The 21,287-nt window shown below is 64.5% G+C and carries 23 protein-coding genes and 1 pseudogene; 12 read left to right on the forward strand and 12 right to left on the reverse strand.

All coding sequences use genetic code 11. From position 1 onward, the window contains the following. Window positions 1-65 precede the first annotated feature (65 nt). From A9975_RS25185 to A9975_RS25210, 6 genes are all read left to right on the forward strand, one after another. Window positions 66-470, forward strand: coding sequence for a DUF4440 domain-containing protein (locus A9975_RS25185; RefSeq protein WP_255503433.1), 405 nt, complete (start codon window positions 66-68; stop codon window positions 468-470). Between the two features lie 138 nt (window positions 471-608). Then, entirely contained in the window at window positions 609-1,106 is a 498-nt protein-coding gene (locus A9975_RS25190) for a MarR family winged helix-turn-helix transcriptional regulator (protein WP_255503440.1), read from the forward strand. Window positions 1,107-1,291: 185 nt separating this feature from the next. Further along, entirely contained in the window at window positions 1,292-1,717 is a 426-nt protein-coding gene (locus tag A9975_RS25195; protein WP_043353183.1) for an organic hydroperoxide resistance protein, read from the forward strand. A 144-nt stretch (window positions 1,718-1,861) separates the two neighbouring features. Then, window positions 1,862-2,788, forward strand: a complete 927-nt coding sequence (locus A9975_RS25200; protein WP_183035142.1) for a LysR substrate-binding domain-containing protein — start codon at window positions 1,862-1,864, stop codon at window positions 2,786-2,788. 133 nt (window positions 2,789-2,921) lie between these two features. Then, window positions 2,922-3,296 (forward strand): CzcE family metal-binding protein, encoded by a 375-nt coding sequence (locus A9975_RS25205; RefSeq protein WP_183035143.1) that lies wholly within the window; start codon window positions 2,922-2,924, stop codon window positions 3,294-3,296. A 226-nt stretch (window positions 3,297-3,522) separates the two neighbouring features. Further along, a complete protein-coding gene (locus A9975_RS25210) occupies window positions 3,523-4,605 on the forward strand; it encodes an FUSC family protein (protein ID WP_183035166.1) in 1,083 nt (360 codons plus the stop codon). 94 nt (window positions 4,606-4,699) lie between these two features. Here the strand turns inward: A9975_RS25210 and A9975_RS25215 are convergent, their stop codons facing one another. Beyond that, complete coding sequence (locus tag A9975_RS25215; RefSeq protein WP_183035144.1) at window positions 4,700-5,521, reverse strand: CPBP family intramembrane glutamic endopeptidase; 822 nt, start codon at window positions 5,519-5,521, stop codon at window positions 4,700-4,702. A gap of 273 nt (window positions 5,522-5,794) precedes the next feature. Between A9975_RS25215 and A9975_RS25220 the strand changes: the two genes are divergently transcribed. Both A9975_RS25220 and A9975_RS25225 read left to right on the forward strand, forming a co-directional pair. After that, window positions 5,795-6,082, forward strand: coding sequence for a hypothetical protein (locus A9975_RS25220; RefSeq protein WP_183035145.1), 288 nt, complete (start codon window positions 5,795-5,797; stop codon window positions 6,080-6,082). 344 nt (window positions 6,083-6,426) lie between these two features. Further along, window positions 6,427-9,006, forward strand: a complete 2,580-nt coding sequence (locus A9975_RS25225) for a penicillin acylase family protein (RefSeq protein WP_183035146.1) — start codon at window positions 6,427-6,429, stop codon at window positions 9,004-9,006. A gap of 121 nt (window positions 9,007-9,127) precedes the next feature. On the opposite strand, the gene A9975_RS25230 is transcribed toward A9975_RS25225, so the two are convergent. From A9975_RS25230 to A9975_RS25245, 4 genes are all read right to left on the reverse strand, one after another. After that, window positions 9,128-10,219 (reverse strand): porin, encoded by a 1,092-nt coding sequence (locus tag A9975_RS25230; RefSeq protein WP_183035147.1) that lies wholly within the window; start codon window positions 10,217-10,219, stop codon window positions 9,128-9,130. 167 nt (window positions 10,220-10,386) lie between these two features. Next, window positions 10,387-11,163, reverse strand: coding sequence for an enoyl-CoA hydratase (locus tag A9975_RS25235; RefSeq protein WP_183035148.1), 777 nt, complete (start codon window positions 11,161-11,163; stop codon window positions 10,387-10,389). A gap of 9 nt (window positions 11,164-11,172) precedes the next feature. Beyond that, complete coding sequence (locus A9975_RS25240) at window positions 11,173-12,144, reverse strand: tripartite tricarboxylate transporter substrate binding protein (protein WP_183035149.1); 972 nt, start codon at window positions 12,142-12,144, stop codon at window positions 11,173-11,175. A gap of 46 nt (window positions 12,145-12,190) precedes the next feature. Further along, window positions 12,191-13,372 (reverse strand): CaiB/BaiF CoA-transferase family protein, encoded by a 1,182-nt coding sequence (locus A9975_RS25245; protein ID WP_183035150.1) that lies wholly within the window; start codon window positions 13,370-13,372, stop codon window positions 12,191-12,193. Between the two features lie 317 nt (window positions 13,373-13,689). Between A9975_RS25245 and A9975_RS25250 the strand changes: the two genes are divergently transcribed. Together A9975_RS25250 and A9975_RS25255 are read left to right on the forward strand one after the other, a co-directional pair. Then, entirely contained in the window at window positions 13,690-14,115 is a 426-nt protein-coding gene (locus tag A9975_RS25250) for a phasin family protein (protein ID WP_150984274.1), read from the forward strand. Between the two features lie 159 nt (window positions 14,116-14,274). Beyond that, window positions 14,275-14,421, forward strand: coding sequence for a DUF3096 domain-containing protein (locus tag A9975_RS25255; RefSeq protein WP_174426797.1), 147 nt, complete (start codon window positions 14,275-14,277; stop codon window positions 14,419-14,421). An 81-nt stretch (window positions 14,422-14,502) separates the two neighbouring features. Here the strand turns inward: A9975_RS25255 and A9975_RS25260 are convergent, their stop codons facing one another. The 7 genes from A9975_RS25260 to A9975_RS25290 form a co-directional block, all read right to left on the reverse strand. Next, window positions 14,503-15,063: a phasin family protein gene (locus A9975_RS25260; protein ID WP_183035151.1), complete on the reverse strand. Its 561-nt coding sequence runs from the start codon at window positions 15,061-15,063 to the stop codon at window positions 14,503-14,505. A gap of 733 nt (window positions 15,064-15,796) precedes the next feature. Next, entirely contained in the window at window positions 15,797-16,027 is a 231-nt protein-coding gene (locus tag A9975_RS38605) for a GNAT family N-acetyltransferase (RefSeq protein WP_183035152.1), read from the reverse strand. A gap of 198 nt (window positions 16,028-16,225) precedes the next feature. After that, a complete protein-coding gene (locus tag A9975_RS25270) occupies window positions 16,226-16,549 on the reverse strand; it encodes a putative quinol monooxygenase (protein ID WP_183035153.1) in 324 nt (107 codons plus the stop codon). Window positions 16,550-16,617: 68 nt separating this feature from the next. Then, the gene (locus A9975_RS25275) at window positions 16,618-17,367 is read right to left on the reverse strand and encodes an SDR family oxidoreductase (protein ID WP_183035154.1); all 750 of its coding nucleotides are present in this window, start codon (window positions 17,365-17,367) and stop codon (window positions 16,618-16,620) included. 220 nt (window positions 17,368-17,587) lie between these two features. Beyond that, entirely contained in the window at window positions 17,588-19,237 is a 1,650-nt protein-coding gene (locus A9975_RS25280; protein WP_183035155.1) for an acyl-CoA synthetase, read from the reverse strand. Between the two features lie 158 nt (window positions 19,238-19,395). Then, window positions 19,396-20,031 (reverse strand): SH3 domain-containing protein, encoded by a 636-nt coding sequence (locus A9975_RS25285; RefSeq protein ID WP_183035156.1) that lies wholly within the window; start codon window positions 20,029-20,031, stop codon window positions 19,396-19,398. A 43-nt stretch (window positions 20,032-20,074) separates the two neighbouring features. Beyond that, on the reverse strand, window positions 20,075-20,242 hold the full coding sequence (locus tag A9975_RS25290; RefSeq protein ID WP_170301751.1) for a hypothetical protein: 168 nt from the start codon (window positions 20,240-20,242) through the stop codon (window positions 20,075-20,077). A 195-nt stretch (window positions 20,243-20,437) separates the two neighbouring features. Between A9975_RS25290 and A9975_RS25295 the strand changes: the two genes are divergently transcribed. Beyond that, window positions 20,438-20,992 carry a YbhB/YbcL family Raf kinase inhibitor-like protein gene (locus tag A9975_RS25295; RefSeq protein ID WP_183035157.1) on the forward strand — a complete coding sequence of 185 codons (555 nt, stop codon included), beginning with the start codon at window positions 20,438-20,440 and terminating at the stop codon, window positions 20,990-20,992. Between the two features lie 113 nt (window positions 20,993-21,105). Beyond that, a pseudogene (locus A9975_RS25300) lies at window positions 21,106-21,287 on the forward strand (IS5/IS1182 family transposase); the annotation flags it as partial.

The raw sequence follows: 21,287 nt of genomic DNA on the forward strand, positions 1-21,287 counted from the left end.
GATGCCGAGCGCTGGCAGGAACGCCGCGCCGGAGAATGCCGGGGAACGCCAAGGAGCACCACGACATGAACAACGAGCACCACGAGAACCACGAGATCGATTTGCTGCCCTTGCTCCGGCAATTCGAAACCGAACTGCACCGTCCCGCCGCGCGCGGCGACCGCCATCGGCTGGACGCGCTGCTGCACGAGGACTTCCTGGAGTTCGGCCGCTCCGGTGGCATCTATACCAAGGCCGACACGCTGGACCAACTGCCCACCGAAGCCGCCTCGGGCACGATCTGGGCGCAGGATTTCTCGCTTCGCCACCTTGCGCCAGGCGTGGCCATGCTGAACTACCGCTCCGCCTGCCAGCAGCCGGACAGCCGGCTGGAGCGGCACACCCTGCGCACCTCGATCTGGACGCTGACCGACAAGGGTTGGCAGATGTCGTTTCACCAGGGCACGCCAACGGACCCTTTTTCTGCTTGATGCGTTTCAAGCTGGCTGAATTGCGCACGTTGATTTAAAGCGCCATGGCCACGACTGCCTGGTAGGGACCGGTCAGGGCCGGTTCGACAAGGAAAAAATAGCTTGCAATTGAATCGTGCGCTATGTATATTTCAACCCATGGACACGAAACGCACCTCCCGGACCAAGCAGGCAGCACACGACGCCACGGCAAATGCCGCGTCGGGGTTGCTTCTGGACCAGCAGTTCTGCTTTTCCGTGTACGCCACGTCGCTTGCGTTGAACAAGCTGTACCGCAAGTTGCTGGCGCCGCTGGGCCTGACATATCCGCAGTATCTGGTGATGTTGGTGCTGTGGGAGGCCGACGGCCTGACCGTGTCGGAAATCGGCGGCCGCCTGCATCTGGATTCGGCCACGCTGACCCCGCTGCTCAAGCGCATGGAAGCGCAGCAACTGCTGCGGCGTGAACGTGCCGTTGCCGACGAGCGGCAGGTCATTGTCACGCTGACCGCCGAAGGCCATGCGCTCAAGGAGCCGGCGCAGGCGGTGCCCCGCGCGGTGCTGTGTGCCTCGGGCTGTAGCGTTGATCAGGTGGTGGCCGTGAAGGCGGAGCTGGACCAACTGCGCGAGCGGTTTGCCGTAGCGGCCGGCGGGTAAGGATCAAGGCGCCGGCGCGATGGGAGTGGCGGCTGACGGCGGGCTAAACAACTTGACAGCCCGTTTTGATTGTCTAATATATAGCGTGCTATTTAATAGCTAGCTATTAAATATGGAAAGCGAACAGGCTTTCTCCAACCTAAGGCTCGATGAGCCGGTTTTATCAACTAGCCAGGAGTGTCATCATGTCGATCGAAAAAGTCCTCTACCGTGCATCCGCCACTGCAACCGGAGGCCGTGACGGCCGCGCCGTGTCGTCCGATGGCGCCCTGGATATCAAGCTGGCCACCCCGCGCGAGCTGGGTGGCGCGGGCGGCGCCGGCACCAACCCGGAGCAGCTGTTCGCAGCAGGCTACTCGGCTTGCTTTCTCGGCGCGCTGAAGTTCGTGGCGGCGCGTGACAAGGTGGCGCTGCCTGCCGACACCGCCATCACCGGCCAGGTCGGCATCGGCGCCATCCCCACCGGGTTTGGCATCGAGGTGGACCTGAACATCGCGTTGCCCGGCCTGGATCGCGCCGTCGCGCAAGACCTGGTCGACAAGGCGCACGTGGTCTGCCCGTATTCGAATGCCACGCGTGGCAATATCGACGTGCGCCTGACGCTGATCTAAGCAGGCATCTCCATCCCTGCGTCCCCGGGGCCGGCCCCGCGCAATGCTCTAAAATGAGCCCCTTTGCGCGGGGCCGTCTGCTTTGTCTCGCGTGTAGCCACAAGTGGCAAACAGCGAAGCAACAAGACAGCCCCCGGAGACACAGTGCGCTACGAGCTCACCGACCTGCGCCTGTTCCAGGCGATCGCAGAAGCGCAGAGCCTGTCCAGTGGCGCTTCTGCCAGCCACATCACGGCATCCGCCGCCAGCTACCGCCTCAAGAATCTCGAGCACGCGATGGGTACCGCCTTGTTCGTGCGCAGCGCGCGCGGCATGGAACTCACCCCTGCTGGCGAGACCTTGCTGGTGCACGTGCGCGAACTGCTGCGCGGCGTGGAGCGCATGCATGGCGAGGTCGGTCGCTTTTCCGCCGGGCTCAAGGGCCATATCCGGCTGCTGGCCAATAGCAGTTCGCTCAACGGCTTCATCATCCCCAGCGTGAGCCGCTTCCTGGCCGCCAACCCGGACGTCAACATCGACCTGGAAGAGCGCGCCAGCCAGGCGATTCCCTGCGCCGTGGCTGCGCAAGAGGCCGATATCGGCATTCTGGCTGGCGATATCGATGCCAGCGACGTCCGTGCCGTGCGTTACGCGGTGGACGAACTGATCCTGGCGGTGCCCAACGGCCACCCGCTGGCGCGCCAGGCCGAGCTGCGCTTCGGTGCCGCGCTGGATTTCGATTTCGTGTGCATGAGCCGCGGCAGCAGCAACTTCCTCTTCCTGCGCGACATGGCGCAGCGCGCCGGAAAAAGCCCCAACGTACGGCTGCACGCTCATAGCTTCGAGGCCGCGTTGTCACTGGTCGAAGCCGGCGTGGGCGTGGCCCTGGTACCGCGCAGCGTGGCCGCGGCAGCCCTGCGCGAAGCCCGGATAGCCGGCGTGCGGCTGGCGGAAACCAGGGCCCGCCGCGAGCTGAACCTGATCGTGCGCGCCGCAGGCAAGCTGCCGTCCTTCACGGCGGCGTTCGTGCAATTCCTGCTCAATGACCCGCGTGTGGCCGCCACGCGGGAGGATGGCGCCCCGGTCGCGTAGTTGCCGGCGTCACCACTGAGTATGAAAAAAGCGACTGAATGCACGATGAATATATCATTTTTAGAATAGATTCATCGTCGCTACACTTTCCTCGTGTACCCAAATCTGACAAGGGTAGGCACAAGGAAAAACGATGAACAAGAAGCAAACGCTCGCCGCCGCTCTGGCACTCCCCCTACTCGGCATTGCCTGCGCTAGTCCCTCCGCCTGGAGCGCCACGGCGCCCACGTCGGCCACGAAAGCCGCCCGTGTCGCCGCCCTGTTTGGCAGTCCCGCCGACGTGAGCACGACCACCCGCACGGTCACGCTGGTCCCGGGCATGAATTACGTGAACGTGGCATCCGGCGAAACGGTGGCCTTTCGCGCCGGCGACAAGACCGTCGGCTGGACGTTCCTGGAGGCCGTCGGCGGGACCTCGGTCGATATGAGGACCATCTTCCCGGAGATGGCGCAGGCCAAGGGGATCCGGGTGTACATCGCGCCGAGCCAGTTGTTTACCGGGGGCTGAGCCCGGCAGCCCCGGAGGCTGCCAAGAGCGGAGGTCGGACTGCCGTCAGGCCTGGTGGGCAATACACCCATCGCCGATGCCGATGCGGCGGGGGGCGCAGGGCGCGTGCCGGCGTGCCCGGGCCCGGTTGCCTTACGGTGAAAGGCGGAGGACACTAGCGTACTTTGCCGGTGCCAGCCGGGCGATTGCGCCCAGCGCCGCTTCGCTGTCAGCCACTTCGCCGATGATGCTGCCCAGAATTACCCGTCTGCTCGCGCGCGTCCATCCGGTGCTGCGGCGTGCGCTGCGCCCGGTGCTGGATCCGGCGCGCCGCTACCGCCATGCCAAGGTGATTCATGCAGCCAGGGTAGCGCTTGGCCTGCTGACGTCCATTGCGCTGACCACGGGCATCCGCCTGCCTCATGGCGAATGGGCATCGATCACGCTGCTGGTGGTCATCGGCGGCCTGCAGCACCACGGCAATATCCGCAAGAAGGCGGCCGAGCGTGCGCTCGGCACGCTGATCGGCGCGGGCGCGGGGCTGGTGATCATCCTGCAGCAATCGTATTTTCACGCGCCCTTGCTCAGCTACGCGCTGATCGTGATCGCTTGCGCCATCTGTGCGTATCACGCGATCGGCAAGGGTGGCTACGTGGCGCTGCTCTCCGCCATTACCATCTTCATCGTCGCTGGCCATGGCGAGAACGCCATTGCGGACGGCCTCTGGCGCGCGGCGGATGTGCTGATCGGCATCGCGATCGCACTGCTGTTCTCCTTCGCGCTGCCCCTGCACGCCACCTATACGTGGCGCTACAAGCTAGCCGAGGCCCTGCGCAGTTGCGCCAGGATGCACACGGCCATCGTCAACGACGCGGGCTTCGACCGGGCCGTGCTGCAGCGGGCCATGGTGCTGCAAGGCAGCCTGCTGGTACAACTGCGATCGCTGATGCCGTCGGTGGCCAAGGAGATCAATGTATCGATGGAGCAGCTCGAAGCCATCCAGCATGGCATGCGCGTGTGCATCAGCTTGCTGGAAGTGCTCGCAGCCACGCGCCCGCGCGTTGACGACGAAGAAGACAAGACATTCGTGCGCGACCATCTTGCCGAAGAAAACCGCCGCGTCTGCGCCATGCTGATCGGCATGGCGCGCGCGTTGACCCATGGCGTGGTGGCGCGCCTGGCCCCGCGCGGTAGTTGTTCGCTTGCGCAAACTGCGGGCACCGTCGCGCCGCAATGGGCTGGCTACATCTCGCTGACGCTGCGCTTGTCCGACGAGTTCGACGACCTCAGGCAGCGTCTGGCGGCCATCGCGGATCGCTGGAACATTTAAGGCCGCTTTGGTGTTCACCGGTTGCCTCGACGCCGGTGATGACGTTTGCCCGGGCGCCGGCCTCGTGGTTTGTCTGCAGGGAGGACGTGGGCTGTCAGGATTGGCCTTCGGCCGCACCCGCGCCACGCGGGTACCAGAGCAGCCGGCGCAGCATCCAGGCGCCGGCCAGCCCCAATGGAACGGCTAACGCCCACACGCCGACCGGCGCTTCCAGCGCCGTGCTTTCCGGCGCCATCGCGGCTGAGATCATGACGCCTGTGTTCAGGCCCGCGTGCAGGACGATGCCAGGCCAGAGCGAACGCGTGCGGCAATAGAGCGCCGCCGCGAACAGCCCGATGGCGAACGCAATCACGAACTGGTAGATGTTCAGGTGCGCCACGCCGAAGACGAAGGCCGAATACACGGTGGCATCGGCACGCGCGTACCGACGGAGCATGCCGCGCAGCAGGATGCCGCGGAAGAACATCTCCTCAACAAACGGCGCGATCACGCACACCAGCACCCAGATGCCAATGCCCCCGCTCGTCATCTCCGTGATCATGCGCGCATCGTCGGCGGAAAACGGGAACAGCGCCTCTATGCCGACCATGGCCAGTCCGTCCAGCAGCAGGATCAGCGGCACCATCAGCAGGATCGGCGGGGCCAGCACGCCCAGCGTGGCCGCCACGCTGGCCCGGCCCTCGTGAAACAGCTTGCGGTAGCTCAGCCCGCTGGCATGCAGCAACGTGCTGAGCACCAGCCCATAGCAGGCCACGCGAATCAGGCTGGCGGCGGCCATTGGCTGCATGCCGCTGCGCAGCAAGGCCGGGCGCAGCAACATGGTCAATATCACCTCGACAAACCAGGCCACGAAGGTGAGCGCGAGCGCCCATTGGAAGGTAATCGGTCGGGTCTGGTCTGGCCGGTTGGAATTCATGGATCGCGAGATCTTTCGGGGCGAAGGGCTTGTTGTAGACGGCCGTCTCCATTAACGGCAGCGGCATCGCGATTCTGTAGAGTCGGCCACTCGAAAATGACGTGAAAGGCAGACGGCAGGTGCGTGCATTGTGGCTTTTCGCCCCGCACCTGCCAGGTACTAACAATTGATTACAACCGAGGGAGGCCCGTCGCACTATGCTCCCCGAGCCCCAAAAGACTGCGCCCGCCAATGCAGCGGTATGCCGTACAACATGAATCGCAGGAGATTCGCATGAACAAGATCTACTCGTTTGCCTTGATGGCGATTGCCACGCTGGCGGCGACCTCGGGAGCCGCCCAGGCGCAGCATGTTGTCGGGGGGATGGGCGAGGAAGTCAGGCTCGGCGCTTTCGGTGGCCGCGGCGACAATGACCTGGGCGGCCGCAGCCTGCCGGACAGCCCTGGGCTCAATGCAGCAGGCCGGGACAGGAACCGCACGCGAGCCATCGGCCGACACGCAGTGCGCGCCAGTGGCGCACGCGGAAGGACACCTTCACTTCCCGGCAGAAATTTGCCCTAGGGGTCAGAGACACCGTCTTTCCGCCGCTCTGGAGCCCAAGTGGACACTTGGGCGGGCGAGTCGGGAATGACATCGCTGCTACCTGTACTCCACACCGATGCATGGGCAATCGGCCACTTCCGAGGATGCTGTCGCCCCGGCTCATGGGCGGCGGCAGCTACCCGCGGACGGAAGTCAGCGCAGGCTGAATTCCGGTGCCGCCCCCGCATGCGGAAAATGACAAACGACAAATGACAACCGGAGGGAGTTGTTGCAGGGGCAGACGCGCCTTTATTAATTGACCAACCGGTCGGTTTATTTTAGGATGTGCCGGCGCCATAAAGAAAAAAGACCCCGGAGACATCATGACCCTGCGCCCCCGCCTTGCCCGCATTGCATCGACCGCCGTCATCCTCGCCCTCGGCGGCATCGCGGATATTCCAATTGGTCTTGCGACGGCGCATGCGGCTTCGTCCCATGCTGCGCAGCAGGTCGTGATCAAGCGGGACGAGTATGGCGTGCCGCATATCTACGCGGATACCGCCTACAAGCTCTTCTATGGCTATGCCTATGCCGTCGCGCAAGACCGGCTGTTCCAGATGGAGATGGCAAAGCGCAGCACGCAAGGCACGGTGGCTGAGGTGCTGGGCGAGAAGTTCGTCAAGTTCGACCTGGCAACGCGCGGCAACTACTGGCCCGCGGCGATCGAGCAACAAATCGCGGCCTTGCCGCAGAGGGAGCGCGACATCCTCGATGGCTATGCCGCCGGGATGAATGCGTGGATCGCGCAGGTCCGTGCGCGGCCTGACACCTTGATGCCAAAGCAGTTCAACGATGCGGGCTTCAAGCCGTCAGACTGGAGCGCATTCGACGTGGCGATGGTGTTCGTCGGTACCATGGCGAACCGCTTCTCCGACAGCACCAGCGAGGTGGACAACCTGGCGTTGTTGACTGCCCTGAAAGACCGGTATGGTGAAGCGCGTGGCATGGATCTGTTCACGCAGTTGAAGTGGCTCGTCAATCCAAAGGCGGTCACCACCATCGCGGCCGGCGAGCGTACTTATCCGATACGGCTCGGCGCCCCGGCAGGCACCGGCGAACTTGCCTACGCTTTGCCACGCTACGACGGACCGCCGCCGATGGCGGAGCGGCCCGCGCGCGGCGACGACGGCATGCTGCTCGCGCTCGACACGCAGGCCAACCGCGACACCGTGTTGGCCCAGTATGCGCAGAGCGGCGCCAACGGCCCTGCCGGCTTCCCGACCACCAGCAATATGTGGGTGATCGGCAAGCAGCGTGCGCGCGGCGCCAAGGCGATCATGCTCAACGGGCCACAGTTTGGCTGGTTTAACCCGGGTTACACCTACGGTATCGGCCTGCATGGCGCGGGCTTCGATATCGTCGGCAATACGCCGTTTGCCTACCCTTGCATCCTGTTTGGCCACAACGGCACGATCTCATGGGGATCGACTGCCGGCTTTGGCGACGACATCGACATGTTCGCCGAGCGCGTCGACCCCGCTCGGCCTGACTTCTACTGGCACAACGGCAAGTGGGTGCAGATGCAAAAGCGCGCCGAGATCATCCACGTCAAGGATGGCGCGCCCGTGACACTCGACGTCTACCGCACCGTGCACGGCATCGTCATGCAGCGGGACGACGCCACGCACACTGCCTATGCCAAGGCACGCGCTTGGAGCGGTAAGGAAGTCCAATCGCTCCTGGCGTGGACCCATCAGGCGCAGGCGCATGACTGGAAGAGTTGGACAGCCCAGGCCGCACGACAGGCCCTGACCATCAATTGGTACTACGCGGACCGCCAGGGCAATATCGGATACGCACACACCGGCGCCTATCCACATCGCCGCACGGGCCACGACCCGCGCCTGCCCGTGCCCGGTACCGGGGAATGGGACTGGCGCGGCGTGCTGCCGTTCTCCACCAACCCGCAGGTCTACAACCCGCGCTCCGGCTATATCGCCAACTGGAACAACTCGCCTGAGCAGGGCTACCCGGCCTCTGATCTTTTTGCCTTCCTGTGGGGCGCGGCGGACCGCAATGTCGAAATCCAGCATCGCATCGAGGCGCACGCGACGCTCGACAGTGACGATGCCTGGCAGATCCTGAAGGACACCAGCCGCTCGGACCTGAACGTGCGGCACTTCCTGCCGTTCATCCGCAATGCCGCCGCGGCGCTGCCTGCCGATGATCCGCGCCGCCGCCTTGCCGATACGCTGGCAGGCTGGAACGGCCTCAACGACGACCCGCGCGACACAGGAAAGTACGCCCAGCCCGGCTCGGCCATCATGAACGCCTGGCTCACGTCGATGCTGGCAAGGACCGTCGTCAAGGCGGTTCCAGCGCCGTTCGACAAGTGGTACATGGCCAGCGGCTACGAGACGACGCAGGATGGCCCCACCGGCTCGCTGAACCTCAGCACGGGCAGCAAGGTTCTTTACGAGGCGTTGCTGGGATCTCGCTCGGCCATTCCCCAGCGCGTGGACCTGTTTGGCGGCGCTGCGCCAGACGATGTCATTCGCGCCGCACTGGGCGACACCTGGACATCGCTGTCAGCCAAGTACGGGGACGATATCGCCCGCTGGCAACCGCCAGCCGTGATGCTCACCTTCCGCGCGAACAACTTCTTTGGCATTCCGCAGGCGGATGCGGCCGAAGCCATTCGCGTGCCGGAGTACCAGAACCGCGGGACGGAGAATGACCTGATCGTGTTCGGCAGTGCCGCGGCTGCCGGCAAGGCGCAGGCATGGGATGTGGTGGCGCCGGGGCAGAGCGGGTTCGTCGCGCCGGATGGCACTCGCTCACCGCACTACAGCGACCAGCTCGCCCTCTATACGAGCTTTGGCCGCAAGCCGCTGCGCCTGGAGGCGGGCGAGGTCGCGCGCCATACGCGCAGCGAGGAAAGGGTCACGGTCACACCGCGCTAGTTCGTGGCTGGCGGCCTCAGGCTGGCCGCTGTGTCCCTTGGCCAGCGGCAACATTGGCTGCGCCCCGCTGGCCCTGGCTCTTGTCGAAGTCGCGCCGGGCTCAAAAGCCGGGAAAAACGGCTCAGAACCGATGCCGCATGCCCACAATCGCACCCACCTGGCTCTGCCCGGCGCCGACTTGTTCCGTGGTATTCACCAGCGTTGTCGCATTGGCATTCAGCGACGGCCCGAACCCGGACAATCCCATTGCAGACCCATCGCGGTTCTTCGCGTAAGCGAGGATCGTGTAGAGATCGGTCCGCTTGGACAGCGCGTAGGTGCCGGATAACACAAAGCTCAGCGGATCGGCCGACGAGTTGCGCACGTCGGTGTAGTACGCGGCGCCGGTCAGCGAAATGCCTGGCGTGGCCTGGTACTGCAAGCCGGCCCAGTAGAGGTTGGTGCGCAGGGAGCTGGTGGTGAAGTCGCCACGGTAGTAGCGGTAGCCCGCCAGCACCTTGACCGACGAGATGGCATAGGCCGCGGCCACGGCGGCACGGCGCTCGCGGTTGTCCTGCAGCGTGACCGTGTTGCCGCGGACTTCGTCGTAGGCCATGCGCGTGGACAGGGGGCCGTTGGTGTAGCCCACGCTGGCGCTCCATTCCCGTCCCGCCTTGGATGCGCCTGCGATTTCGCCGCCGGCGGTGCTGTCGTAGCCGGTGCTGTAGAGCAGGCCGTAGTAGATGCCGCCAGTGGTGCCGGTGAACTTGATGGCGTTGTCGGCGCGGCCGGACATCCATTTGTCGTGCATCAGCAGGGAGTAGCGGGTCGAGATGACCATTGGGTCGAACGCCGACGAGAGATCGTAAAGCAGCGTCTGTTGACGGCCGAGGGTCAGCGTGCCGTACCGGGCCTGCAGGCCGGCGAAGGCCTGGCGGCCGAACAGACGGCCGCCCTGGTTGACCTTGCCCGTGTCAAGGTCGAAGCCATTCTCCAGTACGAATACGCCTTTGAGGCCGTTGCCCAGGTCTTCCGTGCCACGCAGGCCGAAGCGGGAGGTAGAGAGGTTGCCGGTGGACATGCGCACCGTGGAGTCGCTGCCGCCGGTGGCGTTGGGCACGTGGCTCAGGTATTCGATGCCGGCATCGACCACGCCGTAAAGCGTGACACTGCCTTGCGCCATTGCGGCGCCGGGGATGAGCGGCAACAGCGCCAGCCATGCACGAGATTTCATTGCGTTGATTTCCTTATGATTTGCGACGCCCCAAGGGCTCGGGCTTCGCAGCGGCGTCAATGTAGCTTCATAAGGACAATGCAAAAAAGGGAGTTTCCGGAACAAACTGTTCCTGCCGGCGAACAGTCCGTCCTGGCTCCCCAGGGCTCCCTTTTCCCGCGTAGCGCTTACCGCTTGCGCTGCAAGAACTCGTTCATGTACCGCTGCGGCTCCCCGGTCTCGAAAGCACTGCCAAACTCCGCCACGCTGTTGTTGATGGACACCTCCAGCGGCGCCTCTTCCCACTCGCGCAACAGCCGCTTCTGCTGGCGCACCACGGCAGGGCCAAAGCCGGCCAGCAGCGTGGCGAGGCGTTCGATCTCGGCATCCAGTTCGGCCAGCGGCACCACCTTGCTCACCAGGCCCCAGGCCAGCGCTTCGCGTGCGTCGGAGATCTCTCCGGTCAGCAGCATCCATGCGGCGCGGGCGTTGCCGATCAGGCGGGGCATCAGCGCGGCGTGGATAACAGACGGAATGCCGACCTTGACCTCGGGCATGCCGACGTGGGTGTTGTCCGCGGCGACGCGGATGTCGCAGGCCAGCGCGAGTTCCAGGCCGCCGCCCAGGCACCAGCCGGGCATGCGCGCGATCACCGGCACGGGGAAGTGGCGCAGGGCATCGCACAGGCCGCGCAGGCCACTGATGAAGCGCTGCGCGCTGTCACGGGTCAAGGCGGCCATCTCCTTGATGTCGGCGCCGCCGATAAAGCCTTTTTCTCCGGCGCCTTGCACGATCAGCACGCGGACCTCGTCCCGGGCCGCGAGCTCGGCCACGGCCTGGGTCAGTGCGGCGATGACCGGCGTGCTCAGGATATTGAGCGAGCCCGCCTCGCGGATGGTGAGGGTGGCGATGCCTAGCGCATTGATCTCGAGGCCGGCGTATTGCTTGTTATCTGCTTGGCTCATGGCGTGGTCTCACTGCAGTTTTGCGAAATGGATATCTTCGACGACCTTCTTCCAGTGCGCGTTCTGGCCGCGGATCAGCTCGGCGAATGCCTTGCGCGTCATCGGTGCCGGAATGGCGCCTTGCTTCTCGATGGCGGTGACGACCTCGGGATCGGACAGCACTTGGCGCACTGCGTCGTTGAGCTTGTCCAGGATAGCCGCCGGTGTGCCGGCGGGCGCGCCCAGGCCGAACCAGGATGGATTGTTCATGGCCGGCAGGCCGGCCTCGGCATAGGTTGGCACATTGGGCAGCACTTTCAGCCGCTGCCTGGCCGCAACCGCCAGCGGGCGCAGGCGGTTGCCCTGGATCAGGCTGGAGGAGGAGGGGATGTTGTCGAACACCACCTGGATCTGGCCCGCCACCGCATCGTTGAGCGCGGGACCCAGGCCCTTGTAGGGCACGTGGAGCATCCTGGTGCCAGTCTCGTTCATGAACAGCTCGCCGTTCATATGGCTCAGGCCGCCATTGCCCGAAGATCCAAACGAGTACTTGCCCGGGTTGGCCTTGAGCAGCTTGATGAAGGCGGGCAGGTCGCTGGCCGGGAAGGCGGGGTTGACCACCAGCACGTTGGGCACGTCGGCGAGGTTGCTGATGGGGTCGAAATCCCTGACGGGGTCGTAGGCTGTCTTGGCGTACACGTTGGGGTTGACCGCGTGCGAGCTTTCTACTTCCATGATCAGCGTGTAGCCGTCCGCAGGCTGCTTGGCTGCATAGGCGCTGCCCACGGCGCCGCCCGCGCCAGGGCGGTTTTCCACCACGACGGGCTGCTTGAGCACGGCGCCTAGCCGCGTGCCGACGATGCGCGCGATGATGTCGGTGGTGCCGCCGGCCGCGTAGGGCACGATCAGCTTGATAGGCTTGTCGGGGTAGGCCGACGCGTGCGCGCCGCTGGCAAGGCTCAGGCCAGCGAGCAGGGTGGTGGCGATGATGCGTGTGTTCAAGCGATGTCTCCGGATGGATTTGTTTATGTGTTGGTGCGCGCTGGCACTAGCCGCCGTTGCGCCGGCCGTGCTCATCGAGCAGCGGCGGCGGCGCCAGTGCTTGCGCGCCGCTGCCGGCCAGCATGGGGTTGCGGATCATCGGCACGCGGCCAAGCACCGGGTGCTCGGCTTGCTGCACCAGTTGGCGGTGCGCGACCTGCGGATGCGCGAACACTTCTGCCATGGAGTGGATCGGGCCCCATGGCACGCCGGCCGCGTCGAAAGCTTGCGTCCAGCTTTGCCGGTCGCGGGTGGGGAACACGTCGGTGAGCAGCTTGCGCAGTGCCGGCAGATTGGCGATGCGCCCGGAGTTGCTGGCGTAGCGTGGGTCCGTTGCCAGCGCGCCGAGGCCGGCCACTTCGCAGAAGCGCGCGAACTGTGCGTCGTTGCCGATGGCAAGGATCAGGTGGCCATCCGCGCAGCGGAAGACTTCGTACGGCGCGCAGTTGGGATGCGCATTGCCGCTGCGTTGCGGCGCCTTGCCGGACACCAGGTAGTTGGAGGCCTGGTTGGCATTGAGCGCGACTGCCACGTCGAGCAGGGCGATATCCAGGTATTCGCCTTCGCCAGTGGCGTGACGGCGCAGCAAGGCCGCCAGCACCGCCGAGGTGGCATACATGCCGGTGGTCAGGTCCACCACCGCCACGCCCGTGCGCAGCGGGCCGGCGCCAGGCTCGCCGTCGGGGTGCCCGGTGTAGCTCATCAGCCCGCCCATGCCCTGGAACACATAGTCGTAGCCGGGCTTGTCGGCCATCGGGCCGCTCTGGCCAAAACCGGTGATCGACAGGTAGACCAGCCGCGGGTTGAGCGCCTTGAGCGATGCATAGTCCAAGCCGTAGCGGCGCAGCGTCCCAACCTTGTAGTTCTCCACCAGCACATCGGCCTGCAGCGCAAGTTTCCGGATCTGCGCGGCGCCTTCTGGAGTGGCGTAGTCGATGGCCACGGATTGCTTGCCGCGGTTGCAGCAGATGAAGTAGGCGGAGAGGCCAGCCTCGTCATCGCCGCCCGCGTTGGCTTCGGGCGCGTGCAAGTAGGGCGGGCCCCAGCCGCGCGTATCGTCGCCGTGACCGGGGCGTTCCACCTTGGTGACTTCGGCGCCCAGGTCGGCCAGGTTCTGCGTGCACCATGGGCCGGCCAGTATCCGGGACAAATCCAGCACCTTGATGCCGGCCAGGGCCTGATGAAGCATGAGGTCTCCGCAAGACAATGGGTTGTGGTGCGGGCGAGTGTATCGGCGGCCCCCGGGTGCGGGCCAGTTCATAGTTTTCAAGGAAGCGTTCGCCGAATTCGAACGGCCTGGTGCAGGCATGGTGAGGGCCGGGGCGGCCTGAAGTGAATTCCGAAGCGCTCGGCTGCAAACGGTGGCGCATTCCCCTCCTGGCGGCGTGCGGTACGCGCTACACTTGAGCTACCGCGCCCGCGGTCGAGAAGTGGATCGGGCAGAAGCATCCGGATCGCGGCGCGGCCAGTTTCCTGCTTCACCTACCCCCAGCGAGGAGATGCATCATGTCGACACCGTCCAATCCGTTCACCGATTTCAGCAAGTTGCTCGAGCAGTACAAGCTCCCCGGGGTCGATATGACTTCGGTAATCGAAGCGCGGCGCAAGGATATCGAAGCCATCACGGAGGCCAACAAGGTGGCCTACGAAGGCATGCAGGCACTGGTGCAGAAGCAAACGGAGATCCTGAGCAAGACCATGCAGGAGATCCAGTCGGCGGCGCAAAAGATGACCACCGGCGGCAACCCGGCCGAGGCCATGGCCAAGCAGGGCGAGTTCGTTCAGCAGGGCCTGCAGAAGGCGTTCAACAATATGCGTGAACTGGCGGAAATGGCGCAGAAATCGCAGGCCGAGGCGCTGGCCGTGATTACCAAGCGCGCGGAGCAGAACATCGAAGAGGCGAAAAACCTGATGAAGCCGAAGGGCAAGTAAGCGCGAGCAAGCGCAAGTCCGCGCAAGCGATAAGCCTGTTGCGGACAGCCTCGTCAAGCCCGGATCGCTCCAGATCCTGGCTTGGCGGGCCGCGCTGCGGCATCGTGCCAGCGCGTCCATCGCAGTGCATGGACTGCACTGCTGTGAAAGGGATCCATCATGATCGCCATCACGAACGCCAGCCCGCTGATCTCGCTGATCGCGGGCATCCTGATCCTGATCATGCCGCGGTTGCTGAACTACATCGTGGCAATCTACCTGATCATCATCGGCTTGCTAGGGCTGTTCGGCGGGCACCTGCACTAAGAGCCGCCCGGCGTAGCCGAAGGCAATGCGCGAATCTGCCGCGCAGCACGGGAAGGCCGCGCTGCGCAGGCGTGCTTTACTTCAAGATGCCTTGACTGCTCGGCGTGCGCTTTGCTGGGCTGCGCCAGTCGCTGCCGCGGTCGATGCTTCGATGTTGGACTTCACCGTTTCAGCTGCTTGCTTCGAGGCCTTCTGCACCGATTCGTAGGTGTTGTTGGCGGCGGCAACCGTCTGCTGCAGCAGGGCGGTGATCGCCTCCGATCCGGCCGGCGCATTCTTCACGAACGTATCGACGAAGGTCTGCACGCTGCGGTTGTGCTGTTCGTATTGCGCCTCCACCGTCTTGGTGAGCTCGGCCTGCGTGGCCGAGGCAATCTCGTACACATGGCGGGCATACGCAAGCGCCTTGTCGGCTGCCGGCTGCGCGAACTTACCCTGTGCGCTGAAGACATCCTTCAGGTCGCCGCCGGACAAGGCCGCCTGCACGCTCTCCTGGCTCTCCGCCAGGTTCGACTTCACGGCTTGCAGGTTCAGCTCGGCCAGTTTCTGGAAACCGTCGAAAGCCGTATTCGTCAGCGCGAACAAGTTGGCGAAATGGGCTTTCTGGGCTTCAGCGAACTGGTCGGACGAAAAAACGAACATGCGTGTTCTCCTGTGTATCGCCCGGCAGCCGGGTCGACATGCACGGGATGTGCCGTCGCGGCAAGCGGGTCGAATATGAGATTCGGAAAGGCGGCGGCGTCACCGATTTGCGCAGTGCACCATCCAAGGGCAGATTCTAGAGCCCTCTATTTGGATAGCCCCTAGGGACATACCCGAACAAACGGAGTATCTCGCTTGCTGCTGTGCAGCAAGGTCGACATGCGCATACCCAACCGTGTGGGGGTGTTTTCGGTAGTACCCCACCGCCCCCGCCGTTCCAGGGACTTTTCTCCCCTCTGTTGGCAATCGCACGTTTTTGCACCACATGCGGCGGCTAACATGCGCCTGTCTATCCTCCCGACGTGCTCCGTACGGAATCCAGATGACGAACGATGCCTTGCAGCACAAGGTGATTAGCGACATCCCTGCGTTTCGTGCGTTGCAGCCGGAATGGGATGCGCTATGGCACACGGCGCAAGGCGAGCATTTTCAGGCCTTTGCCTACTGCGCCAGCAGCCTGGAAGTTGTCGCTGCCGCGGCAGGCCACAAACTGCATTGCGTGGTCGGGCGCCGGCGCGGCGCGCTCAAAGTGCTCTGGCCGCTGGTGAGCTATCGCAAGCTGTGCTGGCGTTTCGTGCAGCCATTGGCGCCGGCATACAACCCGCCCCACGACATGCTGGTCGAGCCGGGGCCGGACGCGGCCAACTTGGTCGCCGCCACCTGGCGGGAGATGCTAGCCTCGGTCAGGCCCGATCTGGTCTACCTGCCACGCGTGCGCAGCGGCGCCCTGCTGCTCGATCAGTACCGTGCCGGGCGAAAGCCGCGCATAGGCCGCGTCGTAGGTGTTCATGATCAGGTCGACGCAATGGCTGCGCACAGCAAGCAGGTTGATGGCCACCGGCACGCCATCGAGCGTTAGCACGAACAAGCGAAACAGCCGTGATTGCTCGTCGCCTAGCGTCATCAGCCGGATCAGGAACTGCCGGCTGTCATGGGGTCTGGCGGGCTACCGGCTCAGCCAGGGCGCGCTCTGGGCCCGAGAGCGCGTAGCCTGGCTGCGGGAACGCGCTAGCGACACGGCGGGCAAGCCGGCGGAGTCCTCCACCGCCGGATAACCGTCTTCCTGCCCGCCCCGCCAGGCGGCACAAGCAACGCTCCGGCCCTATGCCGCCGGCTTTTCAAACGCGCGCAGCGGCTTGAGGAATTCCAGCGTGCGCTCGCGCTTGAGCAGCCTCGGCAATGCCTGCTCATACGCTTGCCGATAGGGCCGGCTCAAGTGATGCTTCTGGAAATACGCGGGGCTGCAAGCCCAGGTCTCGTAGAGCACCAGCGTATCGGGGTCTTCGACCGAGCGATGCAGGTAGGTGTTGACGAAATCCGGCTCCTTGGCCATTTGCTCCAGCACTTGCAGCAAGCTGGATTCGAGTTCGTCGCGATGCTCCGGCTTACCCGGAAGGTGGACGACAAAGGCGATGTTCTCGCTCATGGTGTTCAGTGCTCCTTGCTGATGCCAGGTCAGCTAAGTCAGTTAAGTCAGTTGAGCCCGCTCAAGCCTCACAGCTGGCTCATGCCGCCGTCGACGATGATCTCCGTGCCGACGATGAACGCCGACTCGGTGGCCGAGAGATGCAGCACCGTTGCCGCGATTTCCTTCGCCTCGCCAAAGCGGCCGAGCGGAATCTGGCTCTTGATCTGGGCGGCGGTGTTGGCGAGGGAGTCGGCGTCCATGCCGAGCTTGCCGTAGAGCGGCGTGGTCACCGGGCCCGGGCTGAGCACGTTGACGCGTACGCCGCGCGGCAGCAGTTCGGCCGAGAGGGTCTTGGCCAGCGAGATGAGGCCGGCCTTGCTGGCCGCATAGACGGCAGATGACGGCATGCCGATGTGCGCATTGATGGACCCGTTGAGCACGATCGATGCGCCTGGATTGAACAGCGGCGTCAGTGCCTGGATCTGGAAGAAGGGACCCTTCACGTTGGTATTGAAGGTCTGGTCCCACATCGATTCCTCGACATCCGACAGCGGTGCGAACCTGGCGACGCCCGCGTTGATGAACACGGCGTCGAGCTTGATGCCTTCATCGGTGAGGCGTTTTGCCAGCGCGCGGGCCGAGGCCACGGTGCCGGCGTCATTCTGGATGGCTAGCGCGTTGGCACCCAGCGTGGGCTTGGCGGCCTCCAGCGTCGCGGTGTCCCGGCCCGTCACGATCACGCGCGCGCCCTCGGCGGCGAATGCCTGCGCGGTAGCCAGGCCCATGCCACTGTTGCCGCCAGTGACCAGTACGGTTTTGCCTTCGAAGCGATTCATGGTGTTCTCCTGAGAACGTGTTGTGGTGGTGTGAATGGAGTATGGACAACGCAGGGCAATAAGCCGTACGAAAGAGTTGGCAATCTTGTTCGATAAGATTGGACATCTTTAGCGGCCCGTCAAAAAGCGCTTCCGGCCACACGTGGACTCGGGAGAAGGGAAAAAGGGCGCTGCCAGGCAGCGCCCCATTGTTGCCGCGCCAGCAGCCGTGCCGGCAACGCTACGCCTGCGCCTCGCGCTGCCGCGCCACTTCCTGGTTGCGCAGGATAAAGCGCTGGACCTTGCCGCTCGGTGTCTTCGGCAACTCGGGCACGAACTCGATTTCACGGGGATAGGCGTGGGCCGCAAGGCGATTGCGCACGTGCAGGCGCAGTTCTTCGGCCAGCTCCGGGCTCGCCTTGTATTGCGGGCCGAGAACGACAAAGGCCTTGATCAGTTCGGTGCGTTCGGGATCGGGCTTGCCGATGACCGCGGTCTCGACCACCGCCGGATGCTCGATCAGCGCGCTCTCCACGTCGAACGGGCCGACGCGGTAGCCGGAGGTGGTGATGACATCGTCGGCGCGGCCGATAAAGCTGATGCTGCCATCGGGGTTCAGCTCCGCGGTGTCGCCGCTCAGGTAGTACTGGCCGACGAAGGCGCCGGTGGGCGTGCCATGGTAGCCGGCGAACCAGGCCATCGGCGATTTGGACATATCCAGCGCGAGCGTGCCAGGCTGGCCGGCCGGCAACTCGCGTGCGTCGTCGTCCAGCACCACCACGCGATGGCCCGGGCTAGCGAAGCCCGCCGCGCCCAGGTGCACAGGATGGCGCAGCGCGTGGTGATTGCACAGCACCATGCCGAGCTCGGTCTGGCCGTAGTGGTCGTGGATGGTGACGCCGAGCTGGTCGGCGAACCAGCGGATCACTTCCGGGTTGAGTGGCTCGCCCGCGCTGCTGACCGCGCGCAGCTTGCCGCGCAGCGGGCCGGCCACGGCCTGCCCCGCCGCGATCAGCAGGCGATAGGCGGTGGGTGAGCCGGCCAGGTTGGTGATGCCGTACTTGTCGATCATCCGGCATGTGCTCTCGATGCTGAATGGGCCGTCGTAGAACGTGGTGGGATGCCCCAGGGCCAGAGGCCCGGTCACCGCGTAATACAAGCCATAGGCCCAGCCAGGATCGGCGAGGTTCCAGAAGGCATCCTCCGGGCGCAGGTCGACCGCGTCGCGCATATAGCCCGCGAACGCAGCCACGGCCTTGAGCGGCACCAGCAGCGGTTTGGCGGGGCCGGTGGTGCCGGAGGTGAACATCATCAGGAACGGATCGTCGCCGCTGCGCATGACAGGATCGAACCGGGCCGGCTGGCGGTCAAGCTCGGCCCAGAAACTGAAGTCTCCGCGCGCGATGCCGCGGCCTTTGGCGCCGCCAACGGTGAGTACGTCGGGGCAGTTCTCCACCTCATCGAGCTTGGCGCGATTGGCGCCGTCGGTGACCACGAGCCGGGCGCCGGAGGTTTGCAGGCGATGCTCGATGGCCTTGGGGCCAAAGGCTGTGAACAATGGCTGGTAGACCGCGCCCGCGCGCCAGGTGCCGAGGATGGTGGCAAGCAGCTCGGGCGTGCGCGGCAGCAGGCCAGCCACACGGTCGCCGGGGCCGATGCCCTGCGCCGCGAGAAAGCTGGCGAACTGCGCGGAGAGCTTCTGCAACTGGCTGAAGGTATAGGTCTCGCTGGTGCCATCGCGGCTCTCCCAGAACAGCGCGATGCGCCCTGGCAGTGCATGGCGGTCGCAGCATTCGACGCAGGCGTTGATGGCATCGAGCTTGCCGCTCAGGCGCTCCGAGATCGATGCCTCATAGGAAAAGCCGGCGATGGCCTCGGCGTAGTCGCGCATGGTGGTCTCCTGGTTTTCTTGTATGAATCGCAGCCGTCCGTATGGACAGGGGTGCGCGAAATTCTGGGCCACGCCGGCGTGCCCGGCAATGGCCAAAATTTCCAGGCTGGCTGAACCCGTTTGCCAGTGTGCGTCGCGAGCGCCGTTTGGGCGCGCTGCTATCGACCGCCGTGGCCACCATGGCTGCCGCCGCCTCCACCGCCGTGACCGCTACCACCACCGTGACCACCGCCACCACCGTGACCACCCCCACCGTGACCACCCCCACCGTGACCACCACCACCATGGCTGCCTCCGCTTGCATGACCCGGCGGCCGGCCGGGCGGATAGCCACCAGGCGGGCGCACATGTACTGGCGGATAGCCCGGCCCCGGCCCATAGGGCGGGCGATGCGCCCAGCGTCCCTGGTCGTGGTACCAAGGCCGTCCACGATAGTAGTTGCCCCAGTAGGAGCCGATGGAGAACGTGATGATGGGAAGGCCGACCACGGTACCGTAGTTCAGCACCGGAACACTGCCGCCCTGATAGGGATAACCAAGCTGCCCGGCATAGACCCAGCCACGCAGGTTAGGCAGCGCCACGTCGCACCATGTGTACTGGCTGACGCACCCCATCACGGTGACCGGCACGCCGCCGGACAGCTGCGCCACCACCGGGTAATCCGGTGCGGGCCCGGCACGCAGGTTGACGGGCGCGGTGGTAAAAGCTTGGGCAGGCTGCGCAAGCGCCACACCGGGCGCGGCCAGCAATGCGGTGATTCCCGCTAGAACGCACTTAACGGCCACTCGGCGCATCAAGGCCTCCGCGGCCGCTGGCGATTGTGGTTGTGGTTCTGGTTTACCCCGCCACGTGCCACGGCGAGACCGAGAACGCCACCATCAGGACGGAAACGATGGCGGGCGCACCGTATTTGATCGCGAGCGATTGGGAGAGTGTGCCGAGCAAGACATAGAGGCACACCAAGCCAATTGCGCACATGAACACAAGGCTTTGATAATCTTGCATGGACGTCTCCGTTAGTCGTTATATTTTTAACGTTATATCCAATGACATCGTCCGTACTAAGTAACAGCCTTGAGCACGATCAAGCCCATATTAAGTCCGGGCAATCGTGAATGCCAGAGGGTATACGCGGTATAAGCGCACCTTCCTTTGCGTGTGCCGAATACATTCCACTCATTCCATCGGAGCGAGACACAAATGAATTGCATGAGAACACGCTTCGCGCCGCTGGCTGGCGCACTGGTTCTGGGCTGCATTGGCACGGCATATGCGGCGGCCATGCAAGTGTCGTCCACTTCGTTCGCGGATGGGGCGACGATCCCTACGCTGTATGGCAACAATACGTCCGATTGCGGCGGTAAAGGCGTGTCGCCGCAGGTGTCGTGGTCGAATCTCCCGGCCGGCACCAAGTCCATGGCGGTGCTGTTACTGGATCCCGACGGCAATATGGGGCTAGGCAATTCGCATTGGGTTGCCTATAACATCGCCGCCGATCGCGGTCAGTTGAAGGAAGGCGAGGGCCAGGCCGATGGCCATGGCGTCACCGTTGGCAAGAATGTCCGGGGCGAGCCGATTTATCGAGGTCCTTGTCCGCCGGTTGGTGATGCGCCGCACCATTATGTGTTGACCGTCATCGCCACAGACCTTGCGCCAACCGCGCTGCCGCCCGGCTTGAACAGGGACGAACTGATGCAGGCGCTGAAAGGCCATGCGCTGGGCGCCCAAAGCGTCGTCGGAAAATATGCGCGCTAAGCGGCCGCGTATCTTTTTGAGCGCATCGTTCGGGAGCAAGAGGCTAAGGATGGTGTTCAAAACTCGCCGCAGACCGGGCGCTCATGGCGGGGTTTTCCAGCGACAATAAGTGCATGAAACAAACTGACCTTGGCCTGGACCTGAGCAACCGCCGCACGCGCAAGCGCGTGTTTCTCGATGAGATGGAGCGCGCGGTACCTTGGGATGAGTTTCTGACGCTGATTGCGCCGCACGCCCCGACCAAGGCAACGGGCCGCCGGCCGTTTCCCCTCGCAGCGATGCTGCGTATTCACCT

Source organism: Cupriavidus sp. UME77, assembly GCF_014170355.1.
In the GTDB taxonomy this organism is placed as follows: Bacteria; Pseudomonadota; Gammaproteobacteria; order Burkholderiales; family Burkholderiaceae; genus Cupriavidus; species Cupriavidus basilensis.

Excerpts from the sequence above, each read along its gene's own strand:
- A9975_RS25250 (WP_150984274.1), top strand. The coding sequence starts at position 13,690 with ATGTCGACACCGTCCAATCCGTTCACCGATTTCAGCAAGTTGCTCGAG.
- A9975_RS25220 (WP_183035145.1), top strand. The coding sequence starts at position 5,795 with ATGAACAAGATCTACTCGTTTGCCTTGATGGCGATTGCCACGCTGGCG.
- A9975_RS25275 (WP_183035154.1), bottom strand. The coding sequence starts at position 17,367 with ATGAATCGCTTCGAAGGCAAAACCGTACTGGTCACTGGCGGCAACAGT.
- A9975_RS25255 (WP_174426797.1), top strand. The coding sequence starts at position 14,275 with ATGATCGCCATCACGAACGCCAGCCCGCTGATCTCGCTGATCGCGGGC.
- A9975_RS25260 (WP_183035151.1), bottom strand. The coding sequence starts at position 15,063 with ATGTTCGTTTTTTCGTCCGACCAGTTCGCTGAAGCCCAGAAAGCCCAT.
- A9975_RS25295 (WP_183035157.1), top strand. The coding sequence starts at position 20,438 with ATGAATTGCATGAGAACACGCTTCGCGCCGCTGGCTGGCGCACTGGTT.
- A9975_RS25185 (WP_255503433.1), top strand. The coding sequence starts at position 66 with ATGAACAACGAGCACCACGAGAACCACGAGATCGATTTGCTGCCCTTG.
- A9975_RS25285 (WP_183035156.1), bottom strand. The coding sequence starts at position 20,031 with ATGCGCCGAGTGGCCGTTAAGTGCGTTCTAGCGGGAATCACCGCATTG.
- A9975_RS25210 (WP_183035166.1), top strand. The coding sequence starts at position 3,523 with ATGCTGCCCAGAATTACCCGTCTGCTCGCGCGCGTCCATCCGGTGCTG.
- A9975_RS25205 (WP_183035143.1), top strand. The coding sequence starts at position 2,922 with ATGAACAAGAAGCAAACGCTCGCCGCCGCTCTGGCACTCCCCCTACTC.
- A9975_RS25270 (WP_183035153.1), bottom strand. The coding sequence starts at position 16,549 with ATGAGCGAGAACATCGCCTTTGTCGTCCACCTTCCGGGTAAGCCGGAG.
- A9975_RS25190 (WP_255503440.1), top strand. The coding sequence starts at position 609 with ATGGACACGAAACGCACCTCCCGGACCAAGCAGGCAGCACACGACGCC.
- A9975_RS25280 (WP_183035155.1), bottom strand. The coding sequence starts at position 19,237 with ATGCGCGACTACGCCGAGGCCATCGCCGGCTTTTCCTATGAGGCATCG.
- A9975_RS25225 (WP_183035146.1), top strand. The coding sequence starts at position 6,427 with ATGACCCTGCGCCCCCGCCTTGCCCGCATTGCATCGACCGCCGTCATC.
- A9975_RS38605 (WP_183035152.1), bottom strand. The coding sequence starts at position 16,027 with ATGACGCTAGGCGACGAGCAATCACGGCTGTTTCGCTTGTTCGTGCTA.
- A9975_RS25230 (WP_183035147.1), bottom strand. The coding sequence starts at position 10,219 with ATGAAATCTCGTGCATGGCTGGCGCTGTTGCCGCTCATCCCCGGCGCC.
- A9975_RS25215 (WP_183035144.1), bottom strand. The coding sequence starts at position 5,521 with ATGAATTCCAACCGGCCAGACCAGACCCGACCGATTACCTTCCAATGG.
- A9975_RS25235 (WP_183035148.1), bottom strand. The coding sequence starts at position 11,163 with ATGAGCCAAGCAGATAACAAGCAATACGCCGGCCTCGAGATCAATGCG.
- A9975_RS25290 (WP_170301751.1), bottom strand. The coding sequence starts at position 20,242 with ATGCAAGATTATCAAAGCCTTGTGTTCATGTGCGCAATTGGCTTGGTG.
- A9975_RS25245 (WP_183035150.1), bottom strand. The coding sequence starts at position 13,372 with ATGCTTCATCAGGCCCTGGCCGGCATCAAGGTGCTGGATTTGTCCCGG.
- A9975_RS25195 (WP_043353183.1), top strand. The coding sequence starts at position 1,292 with ATGTCGATCGAAAAAGTCCTCTACCGTGCATCCGCCACTGCAACCGGA.